A 19,479-nucleotide genomic window follows, 5' to 3' on the forward strand; every position below is an offset into this window, starting at 1 on the left:
AGCGCGGAGTGGTGGCCGCACACAGTGGCCGTACGCTCCGGACCGGTCCGTTCCGGAGCATGCGGGAGTACGGTGGAGCAACCGAGGGCTCTTGACGTGCCGGTGTCCGGTCCGGCGTCCTGTCCTCGCGTTTCCCTTTCCCAGGGGCAGCCCGTGACCCCGGCCGCGCCATCCGCAGCGAGGCCGAGGAGTCCCGCCATGACCGTCCTCTCCACCCCGTCCACGACAGAGATTCCGGCGGGCACCGACCCGCCGCCCCCGTCCTACGACGGCACCTCCCCCTTCCCGGCCGGCGAGGGTCCGGCGTCCGCGCGGGACACCGGCCAGCGGATCTACGTCACCGTCACGGCGGTGATCGTCATCCTGCCGTTCGTCGCCCTCGGCCTGGCGGGCTGGCTGCTGTGGGGACGGCTCGTCCACCCCGTCGACATCGTGCTCGCGGCCGTCCTGTACACGGTCACCGGCCTCGGCGTCACGGTCGGCTTCCACCGCGGGCTCACCCACGGCTCGTACCGGGCGATCCGCCCCGTGCGCATCGCGCTCGCGGTGGCCGGGTCGATGAGCTTCCAGGGCGACGTCATCGGCTGGGTCGCCACCCACCGCCGTCACCACGCCTTCACCGACCGGCCCGGCGACCCGCACTCGCCCTACCGCTACGGCACCCATCTGCGCGGCCAGTTGCACGGACTGCTGGACGCCCACGTCGGCTGGCTGTTCCGCAACGAGCAGACACCGCCGGAGCGTTACGCCCCCGACCTCGTCGCCGACCCCGACATCCGGGCCGTCTCCCGCACCTTCCCGTGGCTGTGCCTCCTCACCCTCGCGCTGCCGTTCGGTCTCGGCTGGGCGATCGGCGGCAGCTGGCTGTACGGCGTAACGGGCCTGCTGTGGGCGGGACTTGTGCGTATCGCGCTGCTCCATCACGTCACGTGGAGCGTCAACTCGCTGTGCCACATGATCGGTGAGCGTCCCTTCCGCACCCGGCGCCACGACCGCGCCACCAACCTCTGGCCGCTGGCCCTGCTCTCCTTCGGCGAGAGCTGGCACAACCTCCACCACGCCGACCCCACGTGCGCCCGGCACGGTGTCGACAGCGGCCAGATCGACCCGTCGGCCGCCGTCATCCGCCTCATGGAGCGCGCCGGCTGGGTCCACGACGTGCGCTGGCCGACCCCCGACCGGGTCGCCGCCCGCCGCGCCTGACGTCAAACGCTCATCCAAGTACGGCAGTTGGCAGGAGCCCCATGACCACCGTGCTGCAACCCCCGCTCCCCTCCCATCCCGTCCTCCGCCTGCGCCTGGCGCCGCACGGGAACCTGCCGCGGGCCATCGACGGCGCGTGGTGGCCCCGTTCGTACGACCTGCCGGCCGAACTCCCGGGACTGCTGGCCGGGTTGCCGCGCAAGTGGGGCCACATCACCAGTGCCACGGTCAGCGGAGCGACGTGGTCGACCATGCCCGGCCAGATCCTCGTCGCCGACCAGGTCGTACGACTGCGCAGGACCCAGGGGGAATCCGCCCCGCACACCATCGTGCTGCTCTCCCCCGGCCGGGGGCGCTGGGACCTGCTGGTCGTGCCGCCGGACACCACCGAGCAGGCGGCCGAACCGCTCATGACAGCCGCCACGGGCGGTCACGTCTGATCCGGCCCGGCACGGGCACGCGCGGCCCGGCCCGTCACCTCCCCGCCACCGCCTGACGGCGGGGATCCGTGGCTGCTCCGGGGGAATCACCAGGAGGCCCCAGCGGCCCGGCACGCCGGATATACCGGACGGCAACAGGAGCCTGTGCGGATCCGGCTCCGCGGTGGACCAACCGACCTTCACCACATGGCCGTTGACGAAGACGCCCGGCGCCGCCGGTCAGCCGTGGTGGTCGCCGGGCCGGGCCGGCGCGGGGGCCGGAATGGCCGCGGTGTCGAAGTCGCCGGAGACGATCCGCGCGGCGAGGTCCGAGAGGCGCAGATGACGGGCGCGGGCGTAGGCCCGGAACACGGCGAAGGCGTCGTCGACGGAGGTGTTCCAGCGCTCGGCCAGGAAGCCCTTGACCTGTTCGATCAGGATGCGGCTCGTCAGCGCGTTCTCCAGCTGGCTGTTCTCGACATGGGACTGCTCCAGGGTGCGCTGCTGCAGGATCGCGATGGTGGCCACGTCGGCGAGTGCCTGGGCGAGCGCGATGTCGTCGTCGCCGAGGCGGTGCGGGCCGGTCTGGAAGAGGTTGAGGGCACCGACGACCCTGTTGCGCAGCCGCAGCGGGATGGCGTGCGTGGTCACGTACCCGGTCTCGCGGGCCTGCCTGGCGAAGCGCGGCCAGGCGGCGGTCGTCTCCGCTCGCGTCAGGTCGATGTTGGTGCGGGCGGCGCCGGTGCGGTAGCACTCGACGCACGGGCCCTGGTCGTGCTGGAGCGCGAAGAGTTCCAGCAGGCGGGTGTGCTCGTCGGAGGCGGCGATGATCTGCAGTTCGCCGTGCGCGTCCACGAGCAGGATCCCGGCCGCCGACACGTCGAGCAGCTCGACGCAGCGTGCGGAGAGCCGGTGCAGCAGGTCGATGACGTCGAAGTCCTCGACGAGCGAGTCAGCGACCTCCACGAAGATCTCCGCCAGACGTCGTTCGCGGGCCATGGTCATCATCCCTTTCCACCATCGGGCGAGTTCGGCCCGCTCACATCGTCGTCGAAGTCGTCGGTGAAACGCAGCCTGCGGGCGACCACATCCTCCGCGATCTCGCGGAGGGGCCGTTCACTGCTGTACGCGTGGGCGCGCAGGCGCAGCAGTGCTTCCTGCACGGACACGTCGAGCTGGGCGCTGACCATGCCCGTGGCCTGGTGCACGACCGCGCGGCGCAGCACCGAGGGAGGTTCCAGGGCCGCGCCGAGCCCGGGACGGTCCCCGTCGCGCCGGTCGCCGTTCAGCAGGGCGTCGGTCAGTACGGCGGTCAGGGCGGTGGCGTCCGTGTACTGCTGCCGGCTCAGCCGCCGCTCGGCGTCGCACAGTACGGTCAGTACGCCGATCCGGATGGCGCCGATGCCCAGCGGGAAGCAGCACACCCCGTTCACGCCCAGTTCGCGCGCCGCCGGCAGCAGCGCGGGCCAGCGCTCGGCGCGCACCCGCGCCAGGTCCGGCTCCAGCACGGGCGAACCGGCGCGGACCGCGTCCGGCCCCGGGCCCTCCCCCAGCGTGAGCTGGAGTTCCTCGAACCAGACGCTCAGGTCCGGATGGAACCACAGCGGCTCGGCCGTGTGGTCGGCGCCGACCAGCAACGACAGTGCGACGCCCGCGGCGCCCAGCGCCCGCGCACACGCCTGGGCCGGATCCCCGACCTCGCCCAGGCGCAGCGACCGCAGGACCTCGGCCATGCCGTCACTGATCACCCGTCTCCGTCCCGCGCGGGCCGGGGCACTTCGAGGTGAGATGTCGCCCGGCCTGCGCCGTACCCTACGTGCCCCGGTCCGCCGTCGCACGGTCCGCGGGTACGTCCCACCAGGCGTCCTCGACGGTCGCGTACCGCGGGAAACGGTCCTGCAGACCGGCGGCCCGGAACACGAGATCCGCGCCCGGCCGGTGGTGCACGACCCGCAGCCCTCCGAGCCGCTCATGGCAGTCCTCCCACGCCGCGCACAGCGGCTCCAGAACGCTGCCGTCCATGAACGTGACACCGCGCAGATCCACGACGAGGAGCAGCCGCCCGCTGCCGTGCCGGGCGTCCACGAGGTCACGCGCGAAAGCCGGCGCGGTCGTCAGGTCCAGCTCGCCGCCGGCCGTGATCACACGCAACTCGTCGAACAGGTCGTGCTGGGGGTTCATGCGACCCAACTCCTCTGTCACCGGGGGACTTTCGCCTTGCGCAGGGCCTCTGTTGCGCGGAACGGGACGGTACGGAGAGGGCCGGGGTCACGGGCGGACCGTGGGACGAGCGTACTGGCGCGGAGGGACGGGCCGTCGTGCTCTCCGCAGGTACCCCGTGAGAGTGGACGAAAGCGGCGCCTCTTGTCGGTTCCTGACGGAATCGGCGGCGAAGACGCAAGAGAGTGGCAAGGATCGAGGTCGGCCCGGAAGCCGGTCGTTTCGTGACCGACCGGGCAAGACGTCCGACGTCGTACCGTATCCGCGGCCTCCGGGCAGGACTACGCTGCGAGGAGAGGCCCCAGTCCCCGGTATCGACGCTGATTCCAGCTCCCGGGAGGCCCGTTGTGTTCGTCCTGCTCCTCATCCTCGTCCTGGTCCTGTTCGGACTCGGTTTCCTCAACCCCCTCTGGTGGGTGGCCGCGGCGGTGCTGGTCTACAGCGCCACCCGCCTCGGCCGTGACCGTGGCGGCGGCCGGAGCCGTGACGGCGGTTCCGATCTCGGGAACTACCGGGACTACCGGGACTATCGGGAGCGCCGGGATCGTCGGGAACGCTGGGACCGCCGTTACAGCCGTCGGCACCGCGCGCGCCGGCGGCGCGAGGACCGTCAGGACCACGAACGCCGCGGGTGACCCGTGGAGCGGGCCGCACTGTGCCAGGAGGGGGTGTGCGCCTGGGCACGCGAACGACAGGTCAGGCCCCCAGACCGGCAAGGGGTTCGGAGTCGTCGACGAAGGCGCGGGCCACGTCGGACAGGCGCCGGTTGTGGGCGCGGGCGTAACCGCGTAGCGCGCTGAACGCCTGCTCCATGTCGATGCCCTGGCGTTCGGCGAGCTTCCCCTTGGCCTGTTCGATCAGCACCCGGCTGTTCAGCGCCGCCTGCAGTTGTTCGTTGAGGACCGTGCTGCGGTGGGCGGTGCGTTGTTGCAGCAGGCTGATGGTGGCGACATCGGCCAGGGCCTGGGCGATGTGCGTGGCGAGCGGGTCGAAGGGGCCGGATGCGGCGCGGAAGAGGTTCAGGGCGCCCACGGTCTCCGCCCGCAGGCGCATGGGCAGTGCCTGTACGGCCCCGAATCCGCTGCGGTGGGCCGCTGTGACGAAGCGCGGCCATCGGTCGATCTCCCGGGTCAGGTCGTGGATGATCACCGGAGCGCCGGTGCGGAAGCAGTCGAGGCAGGGGCCTTCGTCGTTCTGGAGCTGGAAGAACTCCAGCAGGCGCACCTGTTCGTCGGAGGCGGCCATGACGCGGAGTTTGCCGTCCCGGTCGGCGAGCAGCACGCCGGCTGCGCTCGCGTCGAGCATGCCTACGCAGCGATCGGTGAGCAGGCGCAGAAAATCGATGAGGTCGAAGTCGGCGAGCAGATTGTCGGCCAGCTCGACGAACGTCTTGGCCAGGAGCTGCTGATCCATGGTGAGCACCCTCGATCGAGACTGGTCCCGGCCCGAAGGGGCGGGAAGTACGGCATGTTTCCCGGACGGCGCGCATGCGTCAGGTTTCCTCGTCCGCCTGGTCCGGCTCCCCGTCCGGTGAGAAACGCAGCCGCCGGGCCACCACGTCCGCGGCCACCTCGGCGAGCCGGCGCCCCTGCGCGAAGGCATGGCCACGGAGCCGGACGAAGGCCTCCTCGATGTCTACGCCGAGCTGGACGGTCAGGACGCCGCTCGCCTGGTCGATCTCCGCCCGGTACGCGCCCAGGTCCTCGGCGCGGCCACCGTGCGGCGCGCCCGTCTCGTCGATACGCGCGTCGAGCAGCACCAGCGTCGCGAGATCGGCGAACGCCAACGCGTCCGCCAGCTCCTCCGCGTCCAACCGGACCGGAACCTGGGCGTACAGGTCCAGGACTCCCAGGCTGATCGCCCCCATCTGCAGCGGGAGCGCGAACACCGCGCGTGCCCCGGCTTCCAGGGCCGCGTACGCGAACACCATCCAACGGTCCTGCAGGCCACGGGTCAGCAGATCGGGCGTCAGGACGGCCGAGCCGTGCCGGAAGGCATCCACACACGGTCCCTCACCCAACGTGAGCTGGAGCTCTTCCAGTTGCTCGCTGATGTCGTCGGTGCTGCAGAGCGGATGACTCCGCGCGGTCCCGGACATCGCCGACAGCCCGGCCCCGCCGACCGGCAGCGCGGCGACGGCCGCGGTGCACACGTCCACCACACCGACCCGGACACCGCGCAGGGCCGCCTGCTCGGCCACCAGCACCTGGATGCGCTCCGACCGGCTGTCAGGCCCCACCCGGGCCACCACCCGCGGGCGGGTGCGGCCGGATCACGATGTCACCGCATACGAAGTCGCCGTACGAAGTCGCCGTACGAAGTCGCCGTTGGACAAAGCGAGTTGACCGATGTCGCGCGGCTTGCCGCATCGCCCGGCTCCCGTGACTGCCCCGCCTGCGCCTGGCGGTCATCGCACACGTCCTGAAAGGGCGGACACCAGCCGGACCAAGCCGCGCGCCGGGGCCTGTACGGGCGTGGCGGGGATCTCTTCAGGAGGAGGTGGCGGTTGCCGGGCGGAGAGCCCAGGAGCAGCGATCCGCAGCCGGTGACGGCGAGAATCCGAAGCAGCACGGTCGGCGGACGGTGCAGCCGCAGGGTCCCGCCGAGCGCTGTGGACCGCTGTGCGGCGCGGAGGAACGTGTTGAGCCCGCTGCAGTCGCAGAAGGTGACGGACGCGAGATCGACGTCGATGGCACGAACACCGTCTCGCAGGCGTCGTTCCAGGGACACACGCACCAAGGGCGCGGATTCGTGGTCGATCTCACCGGCGAGGGTGATCAGCGCCCGTGTGCTCAAGTCATGTCGCTGGACGGTGAGTTGGGGCAGGGGCATGGCGCCTCGGTTCGGAAGACCGTCCGGCAGCGGGTGCGGTGGCGCCGGAGTCCCGGCTCCCTGGGCGCGCTCCCGGCGGGGGCGTACTTTCGGCGGAGGCAGAGCAACGGCCGGTCCGACAGCCTGCGCGGCAGGACAGAGGATCAACCCGGTTCCCTCCAGGGATGCGCCGGGTGACAGACGAGAAGTCCGCACCCCGCCGCGATCTGCGTTCAGCAACTGCGTGCCGCCGGGGTCTGGGACGTCTGTTCGGCAGACTAGTCCTCGCGTCGTACCCGTGGACGGTTCCAAGCCGCCCGATCCCAGGATGTGGACGGTACGGAAGCCCGGCACGCGCGTATGTCCTAGGCACCACGCGGTACTTCATGGACGCGAGATCCCGTACAGGCCGCGGCCTGTACGGGATCTCGGACACGCTCCGGTGTCACGCGGAAGAGGCCGCTGTACGCCCCTCGAACGCGGTCAGCGCCGCGGCGGCCGCGCAGTGACGCGGTGAGGGTCGGGAAGTCGGCCAGGTGTTCGTCGTAGCCGCGACGGGTGCGGCTGAGGACGGCGACGCCCACCAGGTCGTCGTCGACCGGTGTCACACAGGCCTCGCCGCGCCGGGACCACTGGACCTCGACGGACGTCCCGGCGGGACCTGCTGTCAGTCGTCACAACTCACGCCTGCTGTACCGCCGTTCATCCGGTGATCCCCTCTCGCGCGTGCCCCCGGTCCTCCCGCGGCTACCGGAATCGTGCCGGGTGCGTGAGGTCGTCCGGGTCCGCGGCGGTCCACTCGGCGAGGGGAGGGCCAGGGCCCGCAGCACGGTGGGGCCGGTCCACCAGGGTTACGCCGAGCAGCGCCCGGCGGTCGGCGAGCAGCTGCTCCTGCAGCTGCTCGGCCAGGCCGTGGTACCGCTCGGAGGGACGGACCACTGTCCCACTGAGGGCGAAGACCCGTCCGGACGTGGTGAGTTGAACGAGGTCCTGCGGGAGCGGTCCACGGAACCCGCTCCACCAGGAGCCGTCACGCGCTACAGGGAATCCGAACGCGTATCCCACCTGGCCGGGTGCCTGGGCGGTCAGCATGGTGAACCCCGGTCGCCAGGTGTCGTGCGTGAGACGCCGCAGGAAGTCCTTCCGGCGGCGGTGCTCCCAACCGGGCGTTGGGGCGCAGGACTCCGCATACATGTCTGCCAGGTCCTCGCGCAGTCCCTCGGCCTGCCAGCGGTTGAGCCGACGCAGACTCAGGGGCGTCGTACGCGTGGCGAGGGGCGGGCGACCCGCGCCCGGCCGCGGCCGCCTCGACCCGGGCAGGGCCGTCACAGCACACCGCCCGGGAGAACGGGCAGGGTCGGAGCGAGCCATTGTGCGGCCGGGGGCGGGAGAAGGGGCTGCGGAGGCGTCCGGTACCCGGCGTGGGCATCCGGGAGGGCGAGGAAGAGGGAACCGTAGCCGGTGAGCGCGACGAGGCGCTCCAACGCCGGGCTGGGGTGGTGCAGTTGCAGGGACCCTCCGGCCGCGGCGGTGTGCATCAAGGCGTAGAGGAAGCCGTTGAGGCTGTTGTGGTCGCAGAAGGTCACGGCGGTGACGTCGATGTCGATGGCGCGGATGCCGTCGTGGAGGCAGCGCTCCAGTGACGCGTGCACCAGGGGCGCGGAGTTGAGGTTGATCTCGCCGGTCAGGGTGATCGATGCCCGGTTGTCGGTGTCGTGCCGGTGGACGCTCAGGACGGGCGGTACGCGCATGGGCGGGGTGCCTCGTGGTTCACGAGACCGCGCCGGGAAACCGGGACGGTCGTACTGTCGTGCGGGCAGGTGAATGACCGGTCCAGCAGCCGATGTTCCGGGCGTGGGACACAGCCGGTTCCCTCGGGGATGCGTGGGGCGAGAGGACGAGTGCTCCGCTCTCCGCAGGCATGTGGCCAAGCAGTGATGGCCCGCCGGGGTCTGGGACGTCCATGTGAAGCATGGTCCCGGGGCCCGTCCCCCGGTCGGCCCCGGAGACGGGTACCACGATGTTTACCCAGCGCTCTCGCCGCCGTCACCGCCGGACGTGCCGAATGCGCACCGCTCCAGCGTCAGGAGGTGCCCATGGAGATGCTCCACAGCATCGACCTCAGGAGCGCCTGCTGGTCGGCCGGGATGGTCGCCAGCCGTCGTTGAATCGCCTCGTCGCGCGCTACGGCCACCTTGTCGTGCAGGGCGAGCCCGGCGGCCGTCGCCTCCGGGATGCGGACCCGGCGATCACGTGCGGAGAAGGTGCGGATGATCAGCCCCTCCCGCTCAAGCCGGTCCAGCAGGGAGACCAGCGTCGTCTTGTCGATGCCGAGCTGCGCACCGATCTCCGACTGCGTGCGCTGTCCTCCTTCGCCCACCAGCGCGAGGACGAGCCAGTCCCGCAGATCGGCGAGACCCGCCTCTCGGCACACCGCGTCGAAGACGTCGCCGAGGGCGGCAGCGGCCCGGTGTGTGAGCCAGGTGAGATCCGCGGTCGAGGGGTCGCCGGTGAGCGCACACATCTCGTCCGGCACTGTCCGCCGATCGCTGGGGGCCACGCGTCACCGTCCTGGATTCCCTGGGTCGTCCATCCACCATAATACGATCCGACACAGAACCTTCTTTAGTCGGATCATCTTGCTTCGGATGATCCTGGGTCGTATGTTTGGCGCGCAAGACGTCCACCAGGCCGTCCACCAGGCACACCTCACGCAAGGAACGACCGACCATGACTTCAGACCTCGAATCCCGTATCCGCCGCCTCGAAGACCGCGCCGCGATCAGTGACACCGTCATCCGCTACGCCGTGGCGATCGACCGCGCGGACTGGGACCTGTACGCCACCTGCTTCACCGACCCGGTGCACATCGACTTCTCCGACGCGGGCATGCCCGCGAGCGACTTCGCCCGCGACGCCTTCGTCCACTTCGCCCGTGGCGGCCTCTCCGGATTCACGGCCCGCCAGCACCTGAGCCCGAACCACGTCATCGAGTTCGACGAGAACGATCCCGACCGGGCCGTCTGCCACTCGTACATGTACGCCCAGCACTACCTGGAGGGCGCCGAGGGCGGGGACTTCTTCCTCATGCGGGGCACGTACACGAACCACATGCGCCGTACCGCGCAGGGCTGGCGCATCGAGCGCCTCGTCCAGAGCATCGGCTGGACCGAGGGCAACCTGAACGCCCCCGCCGAGGCAGCCGCCCGCTTCACGGCGGCCGACGCGAGCGCGGCCTGAACGCCGGTGGAAGAAGCCGCCCTCCGAGTCGAAGCCGCCCCGACTCCAGGACAGAAAGACAGACGGATGACAGCGCACAACTCCCCGGTCGCCGCTCCACCGGCCGAAGGCCCGGTATCGGGCATGGACGGCTTCTTCCACCGTTACTCCGACGTCGACGGCGTACGCCTGCACCACGTCGTCGGCGGCGAGGGGCCACCAGTCGTCCTGCTTCACGGCTGGCCGTACACCTGGGCGGTGTGGCGCCGCCTGATGCCGCTCCTCGCCGCAGCCGGTTTCACCGTCGTCGCTCCCGACCTGCGCGGCACCGGCGATTCCGACAAGCCCGACAGCGGCTACGCCAAGAGCGAGGTCGCCGAGGACCTCCGGCGGATCGTGGCGGGACTCGCCCCGGCCGGTAGCGGCGACACCGGCATCAACCTCGTCGGCATGGACGTCGGCGCCATGGTCGCGCACGCCTACGCCACCGCCCACCCCCGCGAAGTCCGCCGGCTCGTCCTCTCCGAGTCGGTGCTACCAGGCTTCGGGCTCGAAGAACTCATGAACCCGGCCACCGGCGGCTACTGGCATTTCGGCTTCCACATGCAACTCGACATCGCCGAACTCCTCACCGCGGGCAAAGAAGCCGACTACCTCGCTCCCGCCTGGGCCATCGGCTCCCCCGCCGGAGGTCTCACCGACGCCGACCGCGCCGAATTCCTCCGGCACTACTCCGCCCCCGGCGGCATGCGCGGCGGATTCCAGCACTACGCCACCCTGCTGGAGGACGGACGGGCCATCCGCGCGACCGGCACCACCAAACTGCCCATGCCCGTCCTCGTCCTCAACGCCGTCCTGGGCCTGCCCCAAGCACCACTCCTCGAAGGCGTCCGCCAGATCGCCGACGACATCCAGGCCGACCTCGTCCCCGACAGCGGCCACGCATACGCCGCGGACAACCCCGCCTGGACCGCGCAGAGACTCACCGCGTTCTTCGCCGGCCCCGCGGCCTGAGCACCGACCACGCGCAGGACAGGTTTGTCATGGGGCGCGGTCCACGTCGTGACGGCTCCTGCCGCACCGTCCGCTCACGCATCGCTCGCGATGGCAGGCACCGCCCAGCGCCGACGCGCCAAGGACCGTCCCGCAGGCCGTGCCACCGAAGCGGCGGCGGTTCCTCCTGGTGCGATCGGTGCGCCCGTCTTCCGGGCCGGAGCAACAGCCGGCAACACGGCCTCGACCGTAGGAGCGTCCGCGGGCGCTCACCGGCCCGCCGCAGCGAAGGAGAGAGACCCCATGAAGATGACCGGCAACACGATCCTGATCACCGGCGGCACCTCGGGCATCGGGCTCGGTCTGGCCCTGCGTCTGCACGAGGCCGGCCAATGATCACCAGAGGCCCTGAAAACGGCCTCGCCCCCAGCTCGAACTACCTCTGAGCTGGGGGCGATGCGGTAGACCCTGTGGGACTCGAACCCACAACCAATGGATTAAAAGTCCACTGCTCTGCCAATTGAGCTAAGGGTCCTCGCGATGTTGCCTCCCCGAGCATAGCGGGACGTGGCCGTGTCTCCGATCGGGTATCGGGGACACGGCCGTGCCGGATGGAGGGAAGGCGGCCAGGTGGGTCCGGAGTGTTACGGATCTACCGGTTCGGGCAAGCAGAACCGCACCGTCACAGATCCACAGGCCCGGGCGCGCCCGCCCGCGCCACCTCCCGAGCCTTCGTACGAGCATGCTCCGGATTCAGGAACCAGTGCCGAGCCGACGCCGCCCACCACGCCGCCGCGAAGCCCAGCACCGCCAGCACCGCGACCGGCGCGTAGTTGAAGGACTCCCAGGTGACCGGGGAGACCTGCGGCAGCATGAACAGAACCGTGATCACGGCCACCCAGATCACCGAGACCAGACCGATCGGTCGCGACCAACGGCCCAGGTGCCACGGTCCGCGTTGGAAGTCGTCGCCCTTCGCGAGTCGGAGGAGTGTCGGGATGACGTACGCGATGTACAGGCCGATGACGGCGACGGAGGTCACCGCCGCGTAGGCCGTGTAGTTGATCAAGTACGGCAGGCCCATGAGGAGTGCGCCCGTCGCCGCCAGCCACACCGCCGCGACGGGAGTCCGGGTGCGCGGGCTCACCGTGTGCCAGACGCGGGAGAACGGCAGCGCGCCGTCGCGTGAGAAGGCGTAGATCATGCGGCTGTTGGCCGTCACCGACGCCATCCCGCAGAAGAGCTGTGCCCCGATCACCACCAACAACAGCAACTTGCCCGACGTCGCTCCCAGCGCGTCGAGCAGGATCTGCGCCGGGGGTGCGCCCGTCGCCGACGTCCGCTCCGCCTCGTACGACTGGATCGCGTACGTGAAGCCCAGGAGGAGGACGAAGCCTGCTATCCACGACGTCCAGATCGAGCGGACGATGCCCTTCGGGCCGGCCGTCGACGCGTCGTGCGTCTCCTCCGTCATGTGGGCCGAGGCGTCGTAGCCGGTGAAGGTGTACTGCGCCATCAGCAGGCCCAGCAACACCACGTAAACCCCGCTGCCCCAGCCCGTGTTGTTCACGAACTTCGTGAAGACGAAGGTCGTCGACTGGTGGTGATCGGGGACGAACGCCAGCGCTCCGACGATCACGCCCACGCCCACCACGTGCCACCACACGCTGATGTCGTTGAGCAGCGCGACGATCTTCACGCCGAACGTGTTCAGCAAACCGTGCAGCACAAGGATCCCGGCGAACAGGAGCACCGTTCTGCCCGGCGTCACCTTGAAGTCGAACTGGAGGTTCAGGTACGCGCCCAGGAAGGACGCGGCGCCGAAGTCGATGCCCGCGGTCACCGCGACCTGGCCGAGCACGTTGAACCAGCCCGTGAACCACGCCCAGGCCGCGGCCGATCGGGGTGGTGCCAGGCGGTGGGCCCAGAAGTACAGGCCCGCCGACGTCGGGTAGGCCGAGCAGATCTCGGCCATCGAGAGGCCGACGAACAGCGTCATCAGGCCTACGACCACCCAGCCCCAGGTGATGACCGCCGGGCCGCCCGTGTTCATGCCGAAGAGGTAGAGGGTCAGGCAGCCGGACAGGACCGAGATGATCGTGAAGGAGACCGCGTAGTTGGAGAACGCCGACATGCGGCGGGCGAGAACCTGCGTATAGCCGAGCTGGGCAAGCCGTTCCTCGTCGGAGAGACCGGAGTCACCGGGAGCGTCTCCCTTTGACAGCCCACTCGCTATGGCGTCATCTGTCATGCCCCCAGCGATTCCCTCGCCGGGGGCGTGACATGCGTCACTTAAGGAATCGATAAGGACTCGATGTGGCTAAAAAATGCCCCTGTACCCGCCCCAGCCGGTCGCGATCTTCACCCGCGCCCCGAACGCCCCCTTCCCGTCACCGCTGTTGCGGTACAGCACCCCGGCCGAGTCCCGCTCGACCAGGTCCGCCTTCCCGTCCCCGGTGATGTCCCCGACCCCGACGACCGCGTTGTACGACCCGCCCCACGCGCCGAACAGCTTCACCCGCGCCCCGAACGTGCCGTGGCCGGTGCCGTAGTAGCGGTACAGGTTGTTCGACTTGTCCTGGGCGAGCAGGTCACCGATGCCGTCACCGTTCACATCACCTACGCCGACGACCTTCTTGTACGTCTTCCAGTCGGCGTACAGCTTCACGCGCGCCGACAGCTTGCCCTCGCTCGTGCCCTTGTACAGGTACACCGTCCCCGTCGACGCGCTCCGCGCGATCAGGTCCGGGCGGCCGTCGCCGCTGATGTCGCCGGGCGCGGTCAGCACGTCGTACTGGTTCCAGCCGCTCGTCCCGAGTGACGTGTACGCCGTCGACGGCTTGAGCGCCGCGTCGCAGGCCGGCCTGTACGCCCGCAGCGCCCCGCTGCTCAGCCGGACCAGGACGTCGTTGCAGCGGTCACCGCTCAGGTCGCCGAAGGGGACCGCCTTCACGCTCGTCGCCCAGCCGCCGCCGCTGACCTTTCCGGCGAACCCGCCCTTGCCCGTGCCCAGTTGATACGTCAGCGCGCCGGACGGGTCGAGCGTCAGCAGGTCACCCACGGCGTCACCGCCGACGTGGTCGTGGCGTGCCGGGGAACCGCCGCGCAGCGCGACCGTGCCGCTCGCCGTCACCGGGGCGCCGACCCCGTCGGCCGGTGCGACGGACAGCGTCCAGTCGTACGACCCGTTCGTGAGGAGGGTCACCCCGTCGGGGGACGCGGACCAGCCGACCTTCAGCTCGCCGCGCGCCGCGCCGCCGTCCCGCGTGTCCACGACCTTGCCGGTGGCCCGGCTGCGCACGGTCAGCCGCCAGCTCGCGGACGGCTTCGACAGCAGTACGGTGGCCAGGGTGTCCTGGGTCGTGTCACGCTCGTGCGCCTGGACGGAGGGGGCCGCCTCGACCGGGGCCAGCAGGCGCAGCGGCTGCGCGGTGACGCCGGTCGGTACGAGGTGGACGCGCTCCTGGTCGTCGACGTAGGCCACGTTCCCGGTCGACTCGTCGACCGTCCAGCGCACCTCGCGCTGGGAGACGCCGGTGTCGGGCAGCGCGCCGATCACCCGGCTCGCGGGGGTGCCGTCGGCGAACGTGGTGAGGACCAGCTGTCCGGCCTGCCGGTCGTGCGTGACGACGAATCCGTCGCCCAACTCCGCCTCGCCGGACGGGACTTGGACGGACTTCTGCGCCGTACGGTCGTAGACGCCTGCCGTTCCGTCCGCGCAACTCCAGTACAGCCAACGGCCGTTGGCCCGCAGTTCGGTGGGTGCGCAGCCGGCGGCGGTGGTGAGGGTCTCGGTGGTCTTCCTGGTGGTGAGGTTGTAGGCCGTGAGGGTGCCGGGGGTGGTGCCCGGGGTCCACAGGGTGTCGCCGGAGAGGGCCGCGGCGCCGGGGGTGCGGGTGAGGGCCGGGTTGCCGTCGTCGCCGATCCGGTAGACGGTCTGCGCGGTCGCGGTGGTGTGGATCAGGTAGCGGCCGGAGACGTCCGTGATGCGGCCGCCCGCGGGGACGGTGCGCTCCCAGAAGGTGTACGGGGCGGGCCCGTTGACGCGGATACGGTCGCTGGTCGTGGTGTCCTTCGTCAGCCAGGCGGCGCGACCGTCCGCCGTGCCGTACAGCTGGGAGCAGCCGAGTTCCGTCACCGGGCAGGTGCCGAGGTTCAGGCCGGTGCCGTCGAAGGACGAGCGGGCGCCGAACTCGGGCGTACCGGTCACGGCTACGGTCCGCAGGTAGTCGTCGCGGTATCCGTTCGGGCCACCGGTGTCGGCGACGAGGAGCCGCCCCTGCTCCAGGGACAGCCCCTGGATCCTGGTCGGCGGCTTGGGCAGCGCCCTGACCTGGGTGACGACCGGGACGCCCCCGGGACCGGGCTGGATGCGCTGGATGCCCCAGTCGTCGCTCCCGGTGCGGCCGATCTTCACGGCGTTGCCGTCGGGGCCGGCCGCCATCCCGGACAACGACCACGGCATGAGGGTCACCGAGGCGCCGCCGTCGATCGGCTGGGCCGTCACCGCGCCGGTGCCGTTGACCAGCCAGTCCCCCACGAGTGCCAGATCGCTCGTCGCGTTCACGCCGTCGGTGACACCCTTCAGCACCACCTCGGCCGGGGTCGCCGACAGGTCGGCGCGCGGCAGCACCAGCACCTTGGCCTTGTCGTAGGCGGCGACGACCACGCGGTCCCGGGACGCGTACACATGCGTGTACCCGAGGGGCAGCGGACCGCTCGTGCTCCGCACCTGCCCGGTCTCGCGGTCCACGGCGATCAGCACCTGCTGTCCGTCCAGCGAGGCGCGGAGGAACACGCTCGTGGCGTCCGCGCCGGCCGGCAGACCGACGATCAGGCCCGCCGGTCCGCCCGCGACGGTCACGTCCCGGGTGGTGTCGTCGGGGCCGGGTGTCAGCAGATGCACGATCCGGGTGCTGGTGCCGTCCTCGGTGGTGGAGTTCCGGAAGGCGAGGGTGAGATTGTCGAAGGCGCTCAGGACGCCGAGGCCCGCCGGGACCTGGAGACTCCGGGTCGTACCGTCGGTCGGGTCCCAGAACTCGAACCGGCCGCCCGGGTACTGGTACGCGAGGACATCGGTACCGGTGGCCCGGATGGTCGCCCCGGCCCGCGCCGGTACGGGCACCGCCGCACCGTCCGAGTAGCGCGTCCACAGCGACGGCGAGACGCCCTCCACCCGGTGGAAGACGCCCTGCGCCCCGGCGCTGTCGTGGCCGGCCTGGGTCGAGGACGCGAGCAGCGCGGCCGAGGTGTAGGTGCCGCGCAGTGTGGCCGGTACGACCGTCTCCTGCGCGACCCCCACCGCGAACGCGGGCGCCGGCAGCAGCGGGCCGAGCCCGGCCGCGAGCACGGCCGAGACGGCGATGCCTGTGAAGACACGACGAGCCAAGGAATCCTCCCCCAGAGAAAGGAGGGATGCGTGGCGTTCTCGCTGCCCCCCGGCCCCCAGCCGTCGCATCCCCCACAGAAGTCGGCTGATCATACAGTCAACACACAGCCAAGAACACGCAAAAATGGCCCCCACCCGAACCCGGGCGGGGGCCATCTCGCTTCTGCGCTACGTCACTTGACGACAGCCGTCGACGTCAGCCGTTGCGCTTCCAGCGCGGCTTGTCGTCGCGGCGGCCGAAGGTGCCGGTGCCGGTACCCGTGCCGGTCGTGCCGCGGTGGCCGGACGGACGGTCGTGGCCGCCGGCGCGGAAGCCCGGGCGGTCGCCCTGGCGGTCACGGTTGAACGGGCGGTCGCTGCCCCGGTGACCGGTCGCGGGACGGTCGTCGCGACGGAAGCCGCCACGGTCACCGCCCGAGGGACGGTCGTCGCGGCGGAAACCACCGGACGGACGGTCGTCACGACGCTCGAAGGAACGGCCACCACGGTCACCGCCCGAGGGACGGTCGTCGCGGCGGAAACCACCCGAGGGGCGGTCGTCACGACGGTCGAAGGAACGCCCGCCGCGGTCGCCGCCCGACGGACGGTCGTCGCGCCGGAAGCCACCCGAGGGGCGCTCGTCACGACGGTCGAAAGAACGGCCACCACGGTCGTTGCCGCCACGGTCGTCACGACGGTCGTCGCGGCGGAAGCCACCGGACGGCCGGTCGTCACGACGCTCGAAGGAACGGCCACCGCGGTCGTTGCCGCCACGGTCGTCGCGGCGGAAGCCGCCCGACGGACGGTCGTCACGACGGTCACGGCGCTCGTAGTTGCCCCGCTCGTCACGCTGCTGGCGCGGACGGTCGTACGACGACTCCTCGCGCACCGGCGCCTCGGCGACCGGCTCGGCGGCAGCCGCTTCGACGACGGCCGCTGCGGCCTCGGCCACCGCGACCTCCGGGTCCTCGCCCCGCTCACGCGCGGCACGGGCGACCAGGCGGTCGGACTCCTCGCGGAGTTCGGCGGCGCGGCGGGTGGCCCGCTCCAGCTCCTTGGTGAGCTGGACGACCTCGCGCTCGGCCTGCTGCGCGGCGTCGCCCGCCGACTGGGCCTGGACCTCGGTCATCGAACGGGCGCCGGTGATCTCGGCGACCTCGGGCTCGAAGGCCGTGCCGGAGTTGATGATGTGACGGCCGGCGTCGACGCCCGCGTCCTCCATCAGCCGGAAGATCTGGCGGCGCTGGTGCGGCAGGGAGAGGGAGACGACTGTTCCGGTGCGGCCGGCACGGGCCGTACGACCGGCGCGGTGCAGGTAGTCCTTGTGGTCGCCGGCCGGGTCCACGTTCAGGACCAGGTCGATGCCGTCGACGTGGATGCCGCGGGCGGCGACGTCGGTCGCGACGAGCGCGTTGACGTAGCCCTCCTTGAAGTCCGCCAGCGTCCGCGTACGGGCGCCCTGCGTCATGCCGCCGTGCAGCGCGTCGGCCTTCACACCGGCGTCGCGCAGCTGCTCGGCGATGCGGTCGGCGCCCAGCTGGGTGCGGACGAAGATGATCGTGCGGCCCTTGCGGGAGGCGATCGCGGCGGTGACCGGCGCCTTGTCCTTGGGCTTCACGATGAGGATGTGGTGGGACATCGTCGTGACGTTGCCCTGCGCGCTGTCGACCTCGTGCGTGACCTCGTCGGTCAGGTAGCGCTTGACCAGCGTGGAGATCTCGTTCTCCATGGTCGCCGAGAACAGCATGCGCTGGCCGCCGGCCGGGATCTGGTCGAGCAGCTCGGTGACCTCGGGCAGGAAGCCCAGGTCGGACATCTGGTCGGCCTCGTCGAGGACCGCGATGCTCACGTCCTCCAGCGAGCAGGCGCCGCGGTTGATGATGTCGCGGAGGCGGCCGGGAGTGGCGACCAGCACATCCACACCGCGCTCAAGGGCGTAGATCTGGTTGCCCATCGACGTGCCGCCGCAGACGACCTTCATCTTCAGGCCGAGGACGTCGCCGTAGGGCTGGAGCGCGTCGGCGACCTGCATCGCCAGCTCGCGGGTCGGGGTGAGGATGATGCCTCGGGGGCGCTTCTTCTCGGTGCGGCCGCCGGACAGCGTCGCGAGCAGCGGCAGACCGAACGAGAGGGTCTTGCCGGAGCCGGTGCGGCCACGGCCGAGGATGTCCTTGCCGGCCAGGGCGTCCGGGATGGTCGCCGCCTGGATCGGGAAGGGGGCTGTCACGCCGTTCTGCGCGAGCTTGCGCACGATGCCCTCGGGGAGACCGAGGGACGCGAACGTCACCTCGGGAGCCTCCGCGGCAGCGTCTACGGCCGTCTCGGTGCCCTCGTTCTCGGGCATGACGACGTGATCAGTACTGGAAATGGACATGCGAATGCGAAACCTTCCGGAGTCTCCGTCGGCACGCGCCCGTCAACTCCGTGATTCGCTATCGACCGCCTCAATGCGGTCCGCCACGGCAAGGGAGAGTACGCGCCACACGGCGCGCTCTACAGTGGCGCCGGGCAATGGGATCAAACGATCTACCACCTTACGCACCTACCACCCCCCAACGCAAACCGGTCCTCCTTGACGTGCGTCACACCCGCCCCTACGCCGGCGACCCGGCCGCCGGCGCGGGCTCCCGGTCCACGAGCTGCGGTACGGGGTCCTCGTGGGCCGAGGACGAGGGCTCCGCGACGGTCGGGGCGGCGGACGAGGGCTGCGCGGACGGCGTCGGGTCCACGGGCGGCGGAGTCCGCGTCGCGGTCGGCTGCGGCGCGGCCGTGGTCGGCACCCCCGGCTTCGCACTCGTCCCCGGTCTGGGCGCCGTGGAGGCGGACGGACTCGCCGCACCGCCGGGCGCGGACGGCGAGGCCGAACCCGACGCGGACTCCCCGGGCTTCGGCTTCCCGTGCCCGTGCTTCCCGTCCCCGGCCGAGCCGCCGTACCCGAGCCCGTCCCCCGGCGCCCCCGAACCGCCGTCGGGCACGTCCCCGGCGTGCCGCCCGGCCGAGTGCGAGGGCTTGGCACCGCCGCCCGCGTCGTCGCCCACGCTCATACAGCCGGCGGCAGCGGCGACGGCGGCGACCGCGGCGGCCAGACGGACGGGTACGTACATGGGGCGCACGGGGCCACCTCCGAGGGCGGAAAAAGGAGTCGCCCTCTCAACTCCCGCCGCCCGCCGGAAGACACGCGTTCCCTCGCCGTCGCCCATTCCTGGCCGGGAATTGCCCCTCGCCCGCGCCCACAGCACGATCGGC

Annotated in this window: 19 protein-coding genes and 1 tRNA gene; 5 read left to right on the plus strand and 15 right to left on the minus strand. The window is 71.1% G+C overall.

What is annotated here, in order from left to right:
• The first annotated feature begins 198 nt into the window (after nt 1–198).
• Together ACIBJH_RS44300 and ACIBJH_RS44305 are read left to right on the plus strand one after the other, a co-directional pair.
• Nucleotides 199–1,203: an acyl-CoA desaturase gene (locus tag ACIBJH_RS44300; protein WP_399122653.1), complete on the plus strand. Its 1,005-nt coding sequence runs from the start codon at nt 199–201 to the stop codon at nt 1,201–1,203.
• A gap of 41 nt (nt 1,204–1,244) precedes the next feature.
• Nucleotides 1,245–1,643, plus strand: a complete 399-nt coding sequence (locus ACIBJH_RS44305; RefSeq protein WP_399122654.1) for a DUF5994 family protein — start codon at nt 1,245–1,247, stop codon at nt 1,641–1,643.
• A gap of 219 nt (nt 1,644–1,862) precedes the next feature.
• On the opposite strand, the gene ACIBJH_RS44310 is transcribed toward ACIBJH_RS44305, so the two are convergent.
• The 3 genes from ACIBJH_RS44310 to ACIBJH_RS44320 all read right to left on the minus strand — a co-directional run bounded on the left by ACIBJH_RS44310 (nt 1,863) and on the right by ACIBJH_RS44320 (nt 3,803).
• On the minus strand, nt 1,863–2,630 hold the full coding sequence (locus ACIBJH_RS44310) for a GAF domain-containing protein (RefSeq protein ID WP_399122655.1): 768 nt from the start codon (nt 2,628–2,630) through the stop codon (nt 1,863–1,865).
• The gene (locus tag ACIBJH_RS44315; protein ID WP_399122656.1) at nt 2,627–3,370 is read right to left on the minus strand and encodes an ANTAR domain-containing protein; all 744 of its coding nucleotides are present in this window, start codon (nt 3,368–3,370) and stop codon (nt 2,627–2,629) included. Before ACIBJH_RS44315 ends, ACIBJH_RS44310 begins: the two co-directional genes overlap by 4 nt.
• Before the next feature lie 64 nt (nt 3,371–3,434).
• Nucleotides 3,435–3,803 carry an STAS domain-containing protein gene (locus ACIBJH_RS44320; protein ID WP_399122657.1) on the minus strand — a complete coding sequence of 123 codons (369 nt, stop codon included), beginning with the start codon at nt 3,801–3,803 and terminating at the stop codon, nt 3,435–3,437.
• Between the two features lie 386 nt (nt 3,804–4,189).
• Here ACIBJH_RS44320 and ACIBJH_RS44325 point away from each other — a divergent pair, with 386 nt between their 5' ends.
• Nucleotides 4,190–4,477, plus strand: coding sequence for a hypothetical protein (locus ACIBJH_RS44325; protein ID WP_399122658.1), 288 nt, complete (start codon nt 4,190–4,192; stop codon nt 4,475–4,477).
• 61 nt (nt 4,478–4,538) lie between these two features.
• Here ACIBJH_RS44325 and ACIBJH_RS44330 read toward each other — a convergent pair whose 3' ends face one another.
• The 7 genes from ACIBJH_RS44330 to ACIBJH_RS44360 form a co-directional block, all read right to left on the minus strand.
• Nucleotides 4,539–5,255 carry a GAF and ANTAR domain-containing protein gene (locus ACIBJH_RS44330; protein ID WP_399122659.1) on the minus strand — a complete coding sequence of 239 codons (717 nt, stop codon included), beginning with the start codon at nt 5,253–5,255 and terminating at the stop codon, nt 4,539–4,541.
• 79 nt (nt 5,256–5,334) lie between these two features.
• Complete coding sequence (locus ACIBJH_RS44335; RefSeq protein ID WP_399122660.1) at nt 5,335–6,081, minus strand: GAF and ANTAR domain-containing protein; 747 nt, start codon at nt 6,079–6,081, stop codon at nt 5,335–5,337.
• 41 nt (nt 6,082–6,122) lie between these two features.
• The gene (locus ACIBJH_RS44340; protein WP_399122661.1) at nt 6,123–6,674 is read right to left on the minus strand and encodes an STAS domain-containing protein; all 552 of its coding nucleotides are present in this window, start codon (nt 6,672–6,674) and stop codon (nt 6,123–6,125) included.
• A gap of 344 nt (nt 6,675–7,018) precedes the next feature.
• Complete coding sequence (locus ACIBJH_RS44345; protein ID WP_399122662.1) at nt 7,019–7,261, minus strand: hypothetical protein; 243 nt, start codon at nt 7,259–7,261, stop codon at nt 7,019–7,021.
• A 139-nt stretch (nt 7,262–7,400) separates the two neighbouring features.
• Nucleotides 7,401–7,982, minus strand: a complete 582-nt coding sequence (locus tag ACIBJH_RS44350) for a hypothetical protein (RefSeq protein WP_399122663.1) — start codon at nt 7,980–7,982, stop codon at nt 7,401–7,403.
• Nucleotides 7,979–8,404, minus strand: a complete 426-nt coding sequence (locus ACIBJH_RS44355) for an STAS domain-containing protein (RefSeq protein ID WP_399122664.1) — start codon at nt 8,402–8,404, stop codon at nt 7,979–7,981. The genes ACIBJH_RS44350 and ACIBJH_RS44355 overlap by 4 nt, the downstream gene beginning before the upstream one ends.
• Before the next feature lie 332 nt (nt 8,405–8,736).
• Nucleotides 8,737–9,213, minus strand: coding sequence for a MarR family winged helix-turn-helix transcriptional regulator (locus ACIBJH_RS44360; protein ID WP_399122665.1), 477 nt, complete (start codon nt 9,211–9,213; stop codon nt 8,737–8,739).
• 170 nt (nt 9,214–9,383) lie between these two features.
• Between ACIBJH_RS44360 and ACIBJH_RS44365 the strand changes: the two genes are divergently transcribed.
• A complete protein-coding gene (locus ACIBJH_RS44365) occupies nt 9,384–9,893 on the plus strand; it encodes a nuclear transport factor 2 family protein (protein WP_399122666.1) in 510 nt (169 codons plus the stop codon).
• 66 nt (nt 9,894–9,959) lie between these two features.
• Nucleotides 9,960–10,886, plus strand: coding sequence for an alpha/beta fold hydrolase (locus ACIBJH_RS44370; protein ID WP_399122667.1), 927 nt, complete (start codon nt 9,960–9,962; stop codon nt 10,884–10,886).
• A 441-nt stretch (nt 10,887–11,327) separates the two neighbouring features.
• On the opposite strand, the gene ACIBJH_RS44375 is transcribed toward ACIBJH_RS44370, so the two are convergent.
• The 5 genes from ACIBJH_RS44375 to ACIBJH_RS44395 form a co-directional block, all read right to left on the minus strand.
• Nucleotides 11,328–11,400 (minus strand) — tRNA-Lys (locus ACIBJH_RS44375).
• A gap of 147 nt (nt 11,401–11,547) precedes the next feature.
• On the minus strand, nt 11,548–13,116 hold the full coding sequence (locus ACIBJH_RS44380) for an amino acid permease (RefSeq protein ID WP_399122668.1): 1,569 nt from the start codon (nt 13,114–13,116) through the stop codon (nt 11,548–11,550).
• 69 nt (nt 13,117–13,185) lie between these two features.
• Nucleotides 13,186–16,254 (minus strand): FG-GAP-like repeat-containing protein, encoded by a 3,069-nt coding sequence (locus ACIBJH_RS44385; RefSeq protein ID WP_399122669.1) that lies wholly within the window; start codon nt 16,252–16,254, stop codon nt 13,186–13,188.
• A 196-nt stretch (nt 16,255–16,450) separates the two neighbouring features.
• Complete coding sequence (locus ACIBJH_RS44390) at nt 16,451–18,607, minus strand: DEAD/DEAH box helicase (protein WP_399122670.1); 2,157 nt, start codon at nt 18,605–18,607, stop codon at nt 16,451–16,453.
• A 220-nt stretch (nt 18,608–18,827) separates the two neighbouring features.
• Nucleotides 18,828–19,337, minus strand: coding sequence for a hypothetical protein (locus tag ACIBJH_RS44395; RefSeq protein ID WP_399122671.1), 510 nt, complete (start codon nt 19,335–19,337; stop codon nt 18,828–18,830).
• Between the last annotated feature and the right edge of the window lie 142 nt (nt 19,338–19,479).

It is taken from the genome of Streptomyces sp. NPDC050548 (assembly GCF_044457385.1).
Taxonomy (GTDB): Bacteria; Actinomycetota; Actinomycetes; order Streptomycetales; family Streptomycetaceae; genus Streptomyces.